At 39.1% G+C, this 15,565-nt stretch carries 13 protein-coding genes and 1 tRNA gene; 3 read left to right on the top strand and 11 right to left on the bottom strand.

What is annotated here, in order from left to right; translation table 11 throughout:
- Nucleotides 1-68: 68 nt before the first annotated feature.
- From FGL90_RS00345 to FGL90_RS00370, 6 genes are all read right to left on the bottom strand, one after another.
- The gene (locus FGL90_RS00345) at nucleotides 69-410 is read right to left on the bottom strand and encodes a YlbF family regulator (RefSeq protein WP_010619987.1); all 342 of its coding nucleotides are present in this window, start codon (nucleotides 408-410) and stop codon (nucleotides 69-71) included.
- A 69-nt stretch (nucleotides 411-479) separates the two neighbouring features.
- Nucleotides 480-2,615, bottom strand: a complete 2,136-nt coding sequence (locus FGL90_RS00350; RefSeq protein ID WP_010619988.1) for a PBP1A family penicillin-binding protein — start codon at nucleotides 2,613-2,615, stop codon at nucleotides 480-482.
- Nucleotides 2,616-2,755: 140 nt separating this feature from the next.
- Entirely contained in the window at nucleotides 2,756-3,223 is a 468-nt protein-coding gene (gene argR, locus FGL90_RS00355; protein WP_010619989.1) for an arginine repressor, read from the bottom strand.
- Between the two features lie 194 nt (nucleotides 3,224-3,417).
- Nucleotides 3,418-5,109, bottom strand: a complete 1,692-nt coding sequence (gene argS, locus FGL90_RS00360; protein WP_010619990.1) for an arginine--tRNA ligase — start codon at nucleotides 5,107-5,109, stop codon at nucleotides 3,418-3,420.
- 276 nt (nucleotides 5,110-5,385) lie between these two features.
- Nucleotides 5,386-5,456 (bottom strand) — tRNA-Gly (locus FGL90_RS00365).
- A 75-nt stretch (nucleotides 5,457-5,531) separates the two neighbouring features.
- On the bottom strand, nucleotides 5,532-5,774 hold the full coding sequence (locus tag FGL90_RS00370; RefSeq protein ID WP_029327554.1) for a hypothetical protein: 243 nt from the start codon (nucleotides 5,772-5,774) through the stop codon (nucleotides 5,532-5,534).
- Between the two features lie 191 nt (nucleotides 5,775-5,965).
- On the opposite strand from FGL90_RS00370, the gene FGL90_RS00375 reads away from it, so the two are divergent.
- Together FGL90_RS00375 and FGL90_RS00380 are read left to right on the top strand one after the other, a co-directional pair.
- The gene (locus FGL90_RS00375; protein ID WP_010619992.1) at nucleotides 5,966-7,213 is read left to right on the top strand and encodes an N-acetylmuramoyl-L-alanine amidase; all 1,248 of its coding nucleotides are present in this window, start codon (nucleotides 5,966-5,968) and stop codon (nucleotides 7,211-7,213) included.
- Nucleotides 7,214-7,301: 88 nt separating this feature from the next.
- Nucleotides 7,302-7,640, top strand: a complete 339-nt coding sequence (locus FGL90_RS00380; RefSeq protein ID WP_010619993.1) for a DUF1516 family protein — start codon at nucleotides 7,302-7,304, stop codon at nucleotides 7,638-7,640.
- A 40-nt stretch (nucleotides 7,641-7,680) separates the two neighbouring features.
- Here the strand turns inward: FGL90_RS00380 and FGL90_RS00385 are convergent, their stop codons facing one another.
- The 5 genes from FGL90_RS00385 to FGL90_RS00405 all read right to left on the bottom strand — a co-directional run bounded on the left by FGL90_RS00385 (nucleotide 7,681) and on the right by FGL90_RS00405 (nucleotide 14,024).
- On the bottom strand, nucleotides 7,681-8,388 hold the full coding sequence (locus tag FGL90_RS00385; protein ID WP_147656426.1) for an aspartate/glutamate racemase family protein: 708 nt from the start codon (nucleotides 8,386-8,388) through the stop codon (nucleotides 7,681-7,683).
- A gap of 5 nt (nucleotides 8,389-8,393) precedes the next feature.
- On the bottom strand, nucleotides 8,394-9,659 hold the full coding sequence (locus tag FGL90_RS00390; protein WP_010619995.1) for a carboxylate--amine ligase: 1,266 nt from the start codon (nucleotides 9,657-9,659) through the stop codon (nucleotides 8,394-8,396).
- Nucleotides 9,652-11,199: a UDP-N-acetylmuramoyl-L-alanyl-D-glutamate--2,6-diaminopimelate ligase gene (locus FGL90_RS00395; protein ID WP_010619996.1), complete on the bottom strand. Its 1,548-nt coding sequence runs from the start codon at nucleotides 11,197-11,199 to the stop codon at nucleotides 9,652-9,654. The genes FGL90_RS00390 and FGL90_RS00395 overlap by 8 nt, the downstream gene beginning before the upstream one ends.
- 135 nt (nucleotides 11,200-11,334) lie before the next feature.
- Nucleotides 11,335-13,215, bottom strand: coding sequence for an asparagine synthase (glutamine-hydrolyzing) (gene asnB / locus FGL90_RS00400; protein WP_147656428.1), 1,881 nt, complete (start codon nucleotides 13,213-13,215; stop codon nucleotides 11,335-11,337).
- Nucleotides 13,216-13,340: 125 nt separating this feature from the next.
- A complete protein-coding gene (locus tag FGL90_RS00405) occupies nucleotides 13,341-14,024 on the bottom strand; it encodes a Crp/Fnr family transcriptional regulator (protein ID WP_010619998.1) in 684 nt (227 codons plus the stop codon).
- A gap of 125 nt (nucleotides 14,025-14,149) precedes the next feature.
- On the opposite strand from FGL90_RS00405, the gene FGL90_RS00410 reads away from it, so the two are divergent.
- Nucleotides 14,150-15,565 carry a C69 family dipeptidase gene (locus FGL90_RS00410; protein WP_010619999.1) on the top strand — a complete coding sequence of 472 codons (1,416 nt, stop codon included), beginning with the start codon at nucleotides 14,150-14,152 and terminating at the stop codon, nucleotides 15,563-15,565.

Genomic DNA, 15,565 nt, shown 5'->3' on the forward strand with positions numbered 1-15,565 from the left:
ATTCACCTCCATAAAAAAATGTCGAAGTTTTTAATAGCAACTTCGACGTTTTATCAAACCAACTATTCTTAATTACGATAAAGTTCTTGAATTGGTTTTGTGATAGCTTGATTTAGTTTTGTGAGTAAATCATTCACTTCTTTTTCATGATCCATCAATGCTTTAATTTCATCAATTTTACCCACTTTTTCAGCAATTTCCTGGGCATGTTTCATTTCCTCATCTGATAATTTTTCGCCTTGCATTTGTTTTTGTTGAATCGTTAATTGGATTTCCTGGAAATCTTTAAAAGAATCGTAGGCTTCTTGGTTAGCTTTGATACTATCATAAGCTTCCTTTAACCCCTTAAATTCATCAGATTGTTGTAATTCTTTTGCCATTTGAGTTGCCGTTTTTTCTATATCAGCCATGCTGTATCCTCCTATAAGTTCATTAGTCTATTTTATCATTTATTAGGTTTTTTGCCTATGTGCGTTTCATCACTGGCCAAGAACCGATTTGGCTTGGTCCCATAAATCTTTCGCAGCTTGCGCGGCACCGGAGGCTCCCTTGGTCACCTTATCGCTGAAGTCAGATGCGCCTTTTGCAACGCTGTCCCAAATACTAGAGCTTGATCCACCAGACTCACCCTTGGCAATTGTCGCCGCATCCTTAGTGTTGAATGCGGTATTGGCGGTATACGGCAAAATACTTTGCATTTCATTTCTGAATAACGGTCCAACACCGGTCGCACTTAAGTTTTCCAAATGTTGAGATTTACTCGTATTGTCAAAACCTTCCCAGGTTGTCACTACGATATCTGGTGTATAACCCACAATCCATTTATCCTTTGTTGCATCGCTATCACCAGTTCCGTCTGCTTCCGTGCTACCAGTTTTACCCGCAATCGTGTAGCCATATGGTTTGGCACTCACGCCGCTACCACTATTAAACACACCCATCATCATACTGGTCATTTCTTTAGCAACTTTTTTAGTCATGATGCGTTTATTGCTAACTTTTGGAGAGTCAACAATCACGTTTCCTGAGGCGTCTACAATCTTTGTTATATAGTGCGCCTGAGTTACCTGTCCACCATTGGCAAACGCCGTATAGGCAGCTGCCAGTTGCTGTGGTGAGACGCCAGTACTTAAGCCCCCAAGAGCTAAGGCCAAATTCTTATCAGATTTGGTAATTGGAATCCCAAAATTTTTAACGGATTCATAGCCCTTATTAACCCCAATCTTATTTAATAACCAAACTGCAGGAACATTCATACTCTGGGCTAAGGCCTCATACATTGGAACCTTATTTTGATAAACGTTATTGTAATTTTTTGGAGAATAGTTATTGCTACCAAATGATTGCTTCTTATCACTCAGCTCAGAATCATAGAAGTACCCATTTTGCAGTGCTGGCGTATATACTGCCAGAGGTTTCATGGCCGATCCCGGCTGTCGGCGCATTTGGGTCGCTCGATTATAGCCACGGAACACGTGCTTCCCTCGACCACCAACAACGGCCATTACGCCGCCATCAGCAGGATCAAGCGCGATTGAAGCAGCTTGAACTTTTGTACCATCCGACGCATTAGCGGGAAATAAAGTAGAATTTTTAAATTGAGTTTGCATTTGCTTTTGATAATTTTGATCTAGATCCGTATAAATCTTATAACCACGGTTCATAATTTCTGACTCGGTTAATCCGTACTTACTAATTGCCTCGTTGATAACGGCATCAAAATAGTAAGGGTAGCGATAGGAACTTTGATAATTATAATTGTCGCTGATGTTCATTGAAGTGGCACTATATTTTGTCACTTCAGCACTAGATAGCACTTTATTTTCATTCATCAGCTTTAGGACTAGATTTCGTCGGTCACGCGATGCTTGAGGATGATCGATTGGATTATAGGCACTGGGATTCCTAAGTGAACCAGCAAGCGTTGCTGCCTCAGGAACTGTTAATTCACTAGCTGATTTACCAAAGTATTTTTCAGAGGCATCCTGAACGCCCCAAACACCATTACCAAAATAGGCATTATTGAGGTACATCGACAAAATATCTTTTTTGGTATAAACATTTTCAACCTCAATCGACAGAAATAATTCTTTAGCCTTACGTGTAATTGTTTGCTCCTGCGATAAAAAGGCATTTTTTGTGAGTTGTTGGGTTAAGGTACTTCCCCCGCCACTGATATAATTTCGACCGAGAAGTTTGTTCTTGCCATACAAATAGAAGGCCCTTGCGATACCCTTCACAGAAAAACCATATTCATGATAAAAATTTCGATCCTCTGTCGAAATAACCGCATTTTGAATATTCGGTGAGATCTTATCAAGCCCGACATACGTTCCTTTTTGTGATAGAAGCGTGCCGGCCTTCTTACCCTCTTTATCATAAACAACTGTTGGCTGCTCTAACGCTGCTTTCAGATTCTCAACGTCAGCAGTTTTTGCTTCATACGTCAAAACTGCACTTCCTACTAAAATAATAGCTAGAAGCGTTGCTAGTATGACTCTTGTTAGTTGGAAACGATGCCAAACCTGCTTTAATCGTTTTTTAAAGCTCTGCCAATATGGTGACAGCCCTTTTCTAATTTTTGTAAGGAATCCCCTAAATCCATTCTCGTTCATGTCCATCCTCGATTACTAAAGATTATTAGGTACATTGTAGCATAGACACGCTGTGACACTAATTTAGTGGAAAAATTTAATAAGGATTTAAAAACAAAAAAAGCCGACATTCGTCGACTTCAGTTCTTATGTATCATCAATTAATGAATAATATCGGGATTCATGCTCTCGGAAATTTGTTCGTTCATTTCTTTAGCAACTTCTTCGCTTGGGCTGATAATGAAAATTGTATCATGACCGGCCAGAGTCCCAGCAATTTCCGGCATGTCTAAATCGTCGAAAATAGCTGCCAACAGGTTTCCGTTACTGGGCAAGGTTCTCACAATATTAATAAATTCAACTCTAGTAAGCCCCGTCACAACCTCATTGATTGTCTCACGAAGGTGCTCTTTTTCACTTTTGTTTCCAGCTTTAAAAATCGTGTACCGCAAATTTCCTTGTCCATCTTGTGTCTTAACAATCTGCATTTCTCGAATGTCCCTTGAAATGGTCGCTTGAGTAGCTTTTATCCCCGTATCCTCAAGTCGTTTCATTAAATCTTCCTGGGTGCCAATTGGATACTGATTGATTAATTGTTCAATTCTAGCCTGACGAATACTCTTTTTCATTACACAACCCCCTATCACGTAAAATCGCTTTTATTATAACAAAATTAAAGAATGTTTGCTACTAATTTTTGAATATATATTAAGGAATTCAAGATATTTCGCCCTTTAAGCGGGCCATTAAGCTGATTTTTTTGAATAAAAATACCCTAAAGCAAATCTCGCTTTAGGGTATTCTTAGTAAATTTTAATTTAAATTACATCTGGTCTGGTGCTTGAACACCAAGCAAACGGAGTGATTCTTTTAGCACAACGGAAACACTCTTTACAAGTGCCAAACGAGCTGATTTCTCATCGTCTTCTTCAAGAATCTTAGAATGCGCGTAGTACTTATTGAAAGTCTTGGCCAAACGTATTGCATATTTAGCAATATCAGAAGGTTCAAACTCTTCTTTAGCTTCAATTACTGTCGCTGGAAAGTCCGCTAACGTCTTGATAGTATCCCAAGCTTCAGGATCCGTCATAATTGTATTGTCAGCGTTAATTTCAGTATCGCCAGCTTTTCTCAAGATACTTTCTGCACGAGCATGCGAGTATTGAACATATGGACCCGTCTCTCCTTCAAATCGGAGTTGATCTTCCAAATTAAAGTCAATACTATTTGTTCGTTCGTTCTTCAAGTCTCCAAAGATAATGGCACCAACACCGACTTGTTTGGCAACTTCGTCTTTATTAGGTAGGTCTGGATTCTTCTCAGAAATTTGCTTCTTTGCCATATTGATTGAATCATCAAGAACCTCATCCAATAAGATAATTCGACCAGAACGAGTCGACAATTTTTTACCATTTACTGTAATTAAGCCAAATGGAATATGGTGCAGTTCTTTAGCAGATGGTAGACCCATTTCAAGTAAAACAGCCTTCAATTGTTGGAAGTAATATGTTTGCTCAGAGCCAACAACGTATAAATTCATAGCTGGTTTATACGTCTTGTCACGGTAAATAGCCGTCGCTATATCACGGGTAATATAAAGGGAAGCCCCATCACTCTTCAAAATTAAAGCGGGATTCAGGTTGTACTTTTCAAGGTCAACCACTTGGGCTCCTTGTGATTCCTTAAGCAGCCCCATCTTCTTCAACCAATCGATACCTTCTTGCATCTTATCATTGTAGAAGGCTTCACCATTAAAGGTATCAAACTCAACACCTAACTTCTCATAGATAGCATTAAATGACTTTAAAGATTCTTCACGGAACCAGGTCCAGAGTCTAGTAGCTTCTTTATCACCATCTTCAAGCTTCTTAAACCATTCACGAGCTTCGTCATCTAGTTCAGGCTGGTCAACGTCTTCTTTATGGAAACGAACATAATACTTAACAAGGTTAGTGATTGGATCCTTTTTGACGTCTTCTTCAACACCCCATTTTTTGTAAGCAACAATCAACTTACCAAATTGAGTTCCCCAGTCACCTAAGTGATTATCTTTAATTGGGTTATATCCATTTTTCTTTAGAATTTCCGAAATTGAATTTCCAATAACGGTTGAACGTAAATGTCCCATCGAAATTGGTTTTGCAATATTTGGTGATGACAAATCGATTGGAACATTGCCACCTTCACCAGAATCATTGTCTCCATATGATGCGCCAGCTTTAATAACTTGGCTCAAAACATCTGAACTAAAAATAGCTTTATCCAAGAAAAAGTTAACGTATGGGCCTACAGCCTGGATTTTTTCAAATTTTGATTGATCAATTTTTTCAATTAAATCCGTTGCTATTTGTTGAGGTGCCTTCTTTAAAACTTTTGCAAGTACAAAAGCAGGAAAGGCATAATCCCCCATCTTCGAATCCTTAGGACGTTCAATTTTATTATAAATATCTTCCGTACTTAACGCACCATCTACTGCATCTGATAATGCTGCTGCAACTTGTTGTTTATAGTCCATTTGAATACCTCCAGTATTTTCTTAGTTCCATTATAACAGTCTTAAAAGTGAATAAAAAAAGTCCCTTACAAAATTAATTGTAAGAGACGAGTAAACCCGCGGTACCACTCTAATTGATAGATTATCCACTTATTATTCGATTATATATTCTAAAAAGCGCGCTTCATCAGATTCTTGATTCGGCTTCCATCGTCCCGAATTTGCTATGGCAAGTTTTAACTGACTACTCTTCTTTTATGATTGAATTAGAATGCAGTGACAAATTCCTGTATCCTAAGCGGGTGACGGGAATCGAACCCGCGACACAAGCTTGGGAAGCTTGAATTTTACCACTAAACTACACCCGCAATAACAGAAATTACTATACCACATAAAAACTCATTTGTCAGTATATTCTGCATGAACTTACATTCAAAAAATGCTTAGGCGTCTAGTTCAGCTGGCTTTTCTGGTTCTGGAGAAGCTTTAAGTAACTTAGTTAATTTCTTGCTAACAACCGCGCGTTCATTAAAGTCCGTAACCGTGACGCGATCTTCTTTATCGTACTTTTCAATGTGGACTAAAACCGTGTTTTCGTATACTTTTTCAATTGTTCCTTCAAAATCATGTTCTAGGGAATTAAATTTTTTTGCTTTGACGTAATCCCCCAACTTTAATTCTGCCATGTGATCCACCCACTCTCTCCTGTTTTCAAGATATTATCAAAATCCGCTAAGAAATTCAAGGAAAATTTGGTACTTTATGCAATTAGTGTCATCTTTTTCTAAAACCCAGTAATTTTCAATAGGATTATAGCCATAAATACGATATAATCGGCGTGAATGGGGATACACACCATCAAATGGAGGAATAATTTATGAAAAAGAAATGGCACCTATTAATTACTAGTTTCGCCTTTATGGGCATGGCGCTTTTAGTTCAAACAAATGCTAGTGCCAGCAGCAAAGTCAATGATTACATAAGTTCTCAAGGCTATTCACACGCAAGCATCACGAAATCAATTTGGAGTGGCTTTCCAAAGAATAGTTACCGAAATGGCAAACCTGAAGGGGTCGTTGTCCACGAAACCGCAAACCCAAGCTCAACCATTTATAATGAAATTTCTTACATGAAATCCAACTACCAAAATGCATTTGTCCACACCTTTATAGATGCTTCAAACATCATCAATATTGCCGATACTTCAAAGCTAAGTTGGGGAGCGGGACCAGCGGCAAATGCCCGATTTGTTCAATTTGAGCAAGTCGAAGTTCACTCTAAAGCTGCATTTGCTCAAGAAGTAAATAACGCCGCATACTACACTGCTTATATCTTAAATCAATATGGTCTCACTCCGAGTCGGGCAACAGCAAAGGCTGGAACCATCTATTCCCACCACGACGTTACCAATTATTTAGGTGGAACGACTCATACAGATCCAGATGGTTATTGGGCTACTGCTGGGAAGAATTACTTTGGCCAAGCTTACACAATGACCGATTTTGTGACCCTCGTTCAGAAAAAGTACGCATCTTTAGCAGGGTCAGACACCTCAGATTCCTCGACTTCCTCGACTTCATCTACCTCAAACACCGCAACCAATGCGGTAACGCCTCAAAAAATCACTTACTATCACGGTTACAACAATGAAACTGCAACCTTAAAATCCAATTATACTAAATATTCTGTTTATAACCACGTCAAAGGAACCAGCGGCGCCGTCAAAATTGGATGGCAAGCACTTTCGGCAGATTATGCGGGCAAAAAAGTCTACGTTGATAGTCGGGGCGTGAAAAGTGGTGGCTGGACTGGAACTTGGTATAGAATTCGGTTTAGTAAAGCCAGCAATGCACCTAAATACTGGGTTTATTCCGGCACATTAACCTTCCCTGCCATTAAGTATTCAAACGCAAGCGGTACCGTTAAAATTGCAAATAACACAACGCCTTTGTACAATCACGTGCTTAATTCACGCTTCTTATCTAAGAAAACAGGCACAGCAAGTACGTTTGCAAACAAAAAAATGACAACTAATCAAAAGGCTATTATTAAGAACACAACTTGGTACAGAATTGTAAATGGCTCATCAACTTTCTGGATTCCTGCTGCTGGAACTACGAAATAACTTAAAGGATTAGTCCCTATGTAAAGGCGGGAACTAATCTTTTTTAAATGGCAAACTCAATTTATAACTCACTAGGAGGGTGATTTGTATGTGGTCAATTTTCCACATTTTACTGTACCTCATTCTAATTTGTACGATCTTTGGTACCCGTTTCCAAAATGAAAAGCGAATTTCCTGGACACTCATGTTTCTCAGATTAGTTTATATTTTGGTGCTAGTAACCGGTATTTTAGCTCTTTTCCCCCTCATTCATTCCGTTGCCATATTCATCATTATTATCAGAGTCCTCTTAGACTTGTTATCAATTCTTCTAATTGAACTAATATTTTGGCGTCAGCAAACCCAAAGCGCCTCCAAGTGGTCCTTTTGGGCATTCGGAACAGTTGCCCTTGTCGCCTTAATATTTGACGTATTTCAATTAATCTAAAAAAAGATTGACCAAAATTTTCGTTTTGGTCAATCTTTTTTTACTTCTGGTCCTTTAACGCTAATTCTAACGTTCGATCAACTAATACAGATTGGGCATCAATGATATCTATCTTTTCAATTGGCTCACGTTCCTGAGCCAAAGAAAGTTCTGTACAACCTAAAATAACCACATCACAGTTTTGTTCCTCAAACATTTTTTGAACAAAGCCGTGAAAAAGGGCTCGGTCTACAATATTCTGGTCCTTTATGTCATCAAAAATAAGTTCATTCGTCTGATCCTGAATTTCCTGAGTAGGTCGGACAAATTCATATCCAGCAGCCATAATTTCATCATCATAAATATGGTCTGCAATTGTCCCTTTGGTCGCCACAATTCCAACTCGTTTGGCCTTGGGATATTTCGTCTTAATTTCTTTCACTGCTTCCCTTGGCATGTGCAAAATTGGAACATTGGCAGCAGCCTGCAGGTCTTCATAAAAATAATGAGCTGTATTACATGGCAGCGTGTAAAAATCAGGCTTAAGTGTGTTTTGTTGGGTTAAATCTTCCAGCAACTCTGGCAACGGATTTGGCTTTGAATTATCTAAAATATAATCAGACCGGTCTGGAACGGTAGCATGATTAACTAGGATGTAGTTCAAATAGTCCTGATCCTTGTGTGCTGGTGTCCTTAAATTTAGCTGATGAATATAGCTTTCAGTGGCCATTGTTCCCATTCCACCAATAATTGTAAAGAATTTTTTCAATTTAGTTACCCCTTATTTTCAGCAAAATACTGATTAAAGTTCTTAACATAATTGTGATTCATCCATTTATTTAGGAGCCATCGCTTAAAACTCATATCTTTGGCGTAAGCAAATGTTGTCCCAACTTGCTGTTTTTCAATTAATTTAATGGCAGCTTGTTTGTCAGAGTTTTCCTTAGCATACTTCTTGAATGTTTTTACAGGGACGCCCAACCATAATACATGGTGATCGACATCCTTATTACCGTACACCGGTGTCTGATCCTTAGTTTCACCCGTGACGTAATCCTTTACCACCCAGTCCGCCAAATTATACCCATTTAGCGTAACGAAAAAGCTACTACGGCCCTGTCGTAAATTGATTTCAAATAATTTGAAAGACTGATCTCTTGAATCAAATTTCATATCGAAATTTGCGTAGCCCGTAAATTTGATTTCTTCCAAGAATTTTTGAATTTTATCATATAAGTCCTTGTTATACTCTGGCAAAATGGCAACATAATTTCCAATAGCGGACGGTGCTGGATCTTCAAGTAACGGGTGACCCAAACACATCATTTTAACATGATGGTACTGATCAACGTAGGCATTGAGAACCCGCATGTTACTGTCATCCCCAGGAATAAAGTCCTGTAAAATGAAGTCAGACTTGTAGCCATGTGTATAGGCTTGATCAACGACACGATCAAACTCTTCACGACTTTGAATTCTAAACGCCTTTTTACGACCTTCAAAATGAACATCAAGCCACTCAACACTATTGGCCGGTTTTAACGCAACTGGGTAGTCAAAAGGTTGTTCAATTTGAGACCCCTCATCATGCATTTGCTTACTAACAATGGCAGTTTTAGGGTATGGCAATCCATACTGGTCACAAATTTTGTAGAAACGTTCTTTATTATTTAACTGCTTGAGTAAATCGTAATCAATATATGGGCAGATGAAGGTATCTGAAAGTTCATCCTTATGCTTGGCAATCAACTCGGCATAACCATCCCCACAGCCAATTAATATGACAGGTTCAGTATGATTAGCGTAGCGCTCCTTAATTTTTCTCATGGAGTCAATCCAAACTGGATCTTCATCAAACCCATTAATCAGTTCAAGGTCGACAATTTTAGTAAACCTTGTTGGTGCCAGCTGAATACTGGCAAATGCCTTAACTGGCTTTCCATACTTTTCATAAAATGATCTTGCCATTCCATAGACATTAAAGTCACTTCCTAGCAAAATTGGTGTAAAGTTTGGCACCGATTCATTTTGATTAGTCATTTTCAATCTCCTTCACTACTTCTCTTGCAACCGTCACGTCAGTTGGATACGGTGTGTCCACCCCGTCGACTTTTTGATAGGCATCCTCACCCTTACCAGCTAAAACAACAATATCTTGATTAGTACTGGTCTGGATTGCCTCTTTAATTGCGCTAATTCTATCCATATTAAAATGGACCTCAACTTTATCATGATCAATATAGCTGTCGATTTCCTCAGCAATTGCTTGAGGGCTTTCAAATGCAGGGTCATCCGCAGTTAAAAAGGCGACGTCCGCCTCTTCACTTAGGGCCTGTCCAAATCCTTTACGGCGTGATTCACCTTTGTTACCAGTACTACCAGTTAAAGCAATAACCCGTCCCGCATTCGTTTGCTTTCTTAGGAATGCGAGAAGCGACTTCATACTGCCATAATTATGCGCATAATCAATGTAGACTGTCCCGTGATTTTTCGTTTTAACAAATTCCATCCGTCCAGGTACTAGAATTTTATCCAGACTATCTTTAACATTAACTACCCCAGCACCGGCTAAACCGGATGCAATAATAGCACTTGCTGCATTACTTTCATTATAGTCGCCTGGTAAACTCAATTCATACTGATTGTCCAGTGAAAGTTCTTTTGCCTTTTGACTGATGGAACGTAACGTAAAGTTGCTACCGTGGAGGGTTTCTGATTGATTTTCAAATTCAAAATCCAATGGCAATGCGACTTGCTTTTTCCCACCCTTGCGTGCAAATAGATAAATATCATCAGGTTGACTCGTTGCTTTTGCAGCCTCATAAACATCTTCTAAATGATCTGTTTCCGCATTGATGACACATATCTTGGAGTTAACGAGGAGTTGTTCCTTACAGTGCAAGTAATCTGCAAATGTTGGATGTTCATTTGCCCCAATATGGTCGGGCGAAATATTTAGAAAAACGCCAACATCATACTTTAGATTGTAAACCCGATTTTTTTTGTAGGCTTGTGATGAAACCTCCATGACCAAATGAGTCATGCCATTGTTGACAGCCGTCCTCATGTCGTGAAATAGGTCCAGTGATTCTGGCGTTGTTAAATGCGATTTAAAATGTTGATCTGGTTTAGACCCAACAAATCGGTCAATAGTTGAAAACAGAGCGGTTTTTTCTTGCGTACTCTTTTGTAAAATACCGCGAGAAAAATAAGCAGAAGTTGTTTTTCCCTTCGTTCCAGTAAAAGCCACAATAAATAGGTCGTTCTGAGGGTAATCGTAAAAAGCGGCACCTAGCAATGCCATTGATTTTTGAATATCAGTCACAATAAATTCTGCGAGTCCGGATCCTTCGGCCAAATGACTTTCTGAAACGTAACCAAAAGCACCCTTTTCCTTTGCACTTGTAAGATATTCTGGTTTAAAGTTTCCCTTACAACAGAATAAAGCACCCTCGCGAACCGTTTGCGAATTATAAGTAATTTGATTAAAAATATCGATTGTATTGTCAGGCACATTAACTGATTTCAGCAAATGATGCTCCTTGAGTAACACAATTGTCTCCCTAATGCCGAGTGACATAAATCATTCATCTCCAACTCGTTATAATACCTATCATTATTTCATGATTTTGCAAAAAAAGAAACCAAGTTTGCTGATTGACAAGGGAATCTTCAGAAAATTAAGTCAATTAGGCTACTCGGTTTCTATTGTTAACTAAATAACGGTTCGGTGCACTTTTGAAAGCGTGTCAGCCGTTGTATCCTCTGGGAAATAAACTTGGTACCAAAGAATAAAGGTGTAAATAGTAAAAATCTTTTGCATGCTAGATTTTCCGTTAATATGCTCTTGTAAAATATGCATTAACTCATCCGTATCAAAAAACTTCTGTGCAACATCAGAGGTAAAAGCCTCCTCAATGCGTTTACGATACTTGTCTTCTTTAATCCAACTCGCAATTGGAGAAGGGAAGCCCATTTTTTCCTTATTAGCAACTCGTTCTGGAAGCTCAGATAGAGCCGCAGTCCTGAGTGATACTTTTGTTTCGGTACCGCGGATTCGAGTCTTAGTTGGCATTGTTTCAGCGAACTTCGCAACCTCTTTGTCCACTAGGGGCGTTCTAACTTCAAGGGAGTTACACATACTCATTCGATCTGCTTTGTGCAAGATATCATATGGTAACCAAGTATTGATATCAAAGTACTGCATTTGTGTAATTTCGTCTTTGCCCTTTACGTCATCAAAAATATGCTGCGTGTACTTTGCCGTATCCATGTTTAAACTCTTATTTTTTAGAATTCGGCCACGGTCGTGTTCGTTAAAGACGTAGTTCACTCGATAATAGCGTTCGCTTAGCGGTTCTGCCCCACGGGTTAAGAATCGTTGACCGTGGAAACGAGGTAGGTTTTCTACCGCTTTAGCAAGGCCCTTCCGAACGAATTTTGGAACCATCTTTTGATAGCGTTCAAATGGTACTGCTTCTAAATAAGTGTTGTAACCACCAAAGAATTCATCAGCACCTTCACCTGATAGGGCTACTTTGACACTCTTTCGCGTTCCCTTTGAAAGGTAGTAAAGTTGCATCGCTGACGGATTTGAAAGTGGTTCATCCATATAATACATAATTGTCGGTAAAATATCGAAATAGTCGTCACCCGTCATGGTAAGTGGCGTATTTTTTTGCTTGATTTCCTTTGCAAATTCAGTTGACCAGCTTAGTTCGCTGTACTTTGAATGGTTAAAGCCAAGTGAAAACGATTGAATTGGCTTCAACTTAGCCGCTTCATTCAAGACGTAGCTTGAATCAATCCCACTGGAAAGGAAACTACCAACTTCAACGTCAGCAATCATGTGCGCTTTTACGGAGTCATCAACAAGTCCGCGAATTTTTTTCGCATCATCCTCGATTGTTTGTGAATCATCAATATTATCGTAATTGAACTTGTAATAAGTATGGGTTTCAGTTTCACCATTTTTGTGCAAGAAATACTGTCCAGGAAGTAATTTAAACACATTCTTGAACATTGTTTCCTTTGATGGAATAAATTCAAAACTCAAGTGAACTGGTAATAATTTTTCATTAAACTCTTTAACAAAGTTTGGGTGTTCCAAAAAAGCCTTAATTTCAGAGGCCCAAAGGAACGTTTCGCCATTATCAAAATAATAAAGTGGTTTAATCCCAAAGTGGTCACGAGCACCGAAAACTTCTTTGGTTTTAGTATCATAGATAACGAATGCGTACATTCCTCGCAGTTTTTGCAATAAATCTGCACCCCAGGCGTCATAACCATGAATTAATACTTCAGAATCAACGTCAGTTTGAAATTGATAGCCAAGTTCGATTAATTCTTTACGAATGTCCTGATAGTTATATATTTCACCATTAAAGGTTAAGACCTTAGTTTGGTCACTGTTGAACATTGGTTGCTTACCGTGCGCAAGATCAATGATTGATAAACGACGGAAACCCATTGATGCTCCCTGGTCGTTAAAATAAGCGTCATCATCTGGACCACGGTGCTTAATTCGGTCTGCCATATTTACAATTGTGTCGCTTGGGACATCTTTTTGGTTAACGTAACCAACAAATCCACACATGCACTTTATCCCCTTTAGTTCTTTTCAATTTTTCTTTAGTTATTATTTTTAAATACACAACAGAAATATATTATCAAATTTGGGCAGTGATTACTAGCACCGTAAAGCTTTTTTAAGCTTTGACACTACTCTTGGAAAGTTAAATCGTCTCGATTTAGAATCTTAATTTTTCGCCGACCACTTTGCTTAATGAGTGACCCATCCTCAAATTCGCGTAATTTTCTTGAAAGCGATTCAGGTGTGATTCCCAAATAGGAAGCCAAATCTTTCTTCGTTAGTGGCAACTCAAAGGTTTCACCCTCCTCATCTTCTGCATTCAATAAGTAACTTACCAAACGCTGTGCAGCGCTTTCCGTTGTAAGTGAGGCTGAACGTCGCTCACTATCTTCCAACCGCTTTGCCATTTCAGCTAATAGCGCAACTGCAGTCGTCGGATACTCCTCAAGTAAGTCGATCATATCCTGATGATTGATTGCGCAATAGTGTGTATCCTGGGCAGCTTCAGCAAACGATTCATGGACTGAAACAGTGAATAGCTGATTTTCCCCGATAACCTCACCCGTACTAACAACTTTCAGCAACTGTTCCTTTCCTGACTCACCCATACGCGTCAGTCGAACTTGGCCATGATGGATGATGTAAAGTGTTCCAGACGCTTCGCCAGCACGATACAAAAATTCCCCTTTTTGGGCAGCCCTCATTTCAATCAAATTAGCAACTTGTCCCGTTTGTTCATCATCTAATCCTTGAAAAATAGGCACTAATTTAACACAGCGCTTTCTTTCCTCGAAACTTTCATCCAAATGCATTTGCTTGACCCCCTTGTGTTCCTTTCATGCTGATTATATCAAACATCAGTCCAGGCTGCTTACTCTCGGTTTTCTCATCCAGCCGTGATACACTTATAGTGACTACTTCGAAGGGGGAATTCACCATGTCAAAACGTTATACGCACGCTGCTTGTACTTCGTTTCTTGCTGGAAAAAAAGCGACCTTAGACCAAACCACACTAATTGCCCGAAACGAGGATAATTTTGTTGCCGTTTGGCCTAAACGAGCAGTGATTCATTCTGCAACAGAACTAGTGGCACCACAATTTGTATCTAAAGGAAATCAGTTTTCGATTGAGCTACCTGACACTCATTTAGCATATAGTGCCACACCCGACACTGATTCATCTGCGGGTCCATATGAAGAATCCGGTATTAACAGCCAAAACGTTGCCATGAGTGCTACCGAGAGTGCTTATGCAAATGAACGAATTCTCGCCTTTGATCCATTGGTTGATAATGGAATTGCGGAAGATGCCATGTTAACAGTTGTCTTACCTTATATTTCAACCGCTCGGGAAGGAATTAACCGGCTTGGTAAAATCGTCACAACTTCTGGCGCTGCAGAAGTTAACGGGGTTCTCTTTAGTGATCAACAAGAGGTTTGGTATATGGAAATCGTTTCTGGTCACCATTTCGTTGCGCAACGAATTCCCGATGACAGCTATGCAGTCGTTGCCAATCAACTCGCAATTCAAGAAATTGATTTTAATAATTCAACCGATTTCATTGTTTCCGATGGGATTCAAGAATTTGTTAAAAAGAATAAATTGAACCCAGACGATTCAGGTTTTAACTCACGCCATATTTTTGGAACACGTGATGTCAGTGATCAGCATTACAACACCCCGCGCGTTTGGTACGGACAAAAACTATTTACTCCTAATGTGGATCAGGAACCTACCAGCTTAGAACTCCCCTTTATTCGGAAAGCTAACCATAAAATCAGTGTAGAAGACGTTGAACGTCTGTTAAGTTCTCACTATGAGGAAACTAAATTTGATCCACTTGGAAATGGGACAGATGCTGAAAAAACACGCTTTAGAGCAATCTCACTTTCAAGGACTCAAAATTCTCACATTCTACAAATTAGAAATGAAAAACAGTCAGAATTAAATGGACTCATTTGGCAGGGATTCGCAACAAGTGCCTACACGCCTTACGTACCGTTCTTCGCAAATGCAACAAAATTTGGTAGTCAATATCAAACGATTGATTTGAAGAACGTCAACTTAGAAAATGCTTATTGGCTATATCGTTCTATTTCGACATTAGTTGACACAAATCCTACCCATTTCAGTAGCGCTATCCAGAAGTATAAAAAGCAAGTTCAGCAATATGGACTTGCTAGGATCCAAGCTGCTAATGATTTGAAGGACTTCACTCCGGATAATCTGGGCCGTTTCAATCAGAAAACGTCCGATGAAACACTTAAATTAGCTAATAACTTTTTCAGTGAGCTTTTGCTGTCATCAGCTGAATTTTCCAAACTGACATTTACCATGGACCAAAGTTTATAA

Source organism: Secundilactobacillus malefermentans (assembly GCF_008033155.1).
Classification (GTDB): Bacteria; Bacillota; Bacilli; order Lactobacillales; family Lactobacillaceae; genus Secundilactobacillus; species Secundilactobacillus malefermentans.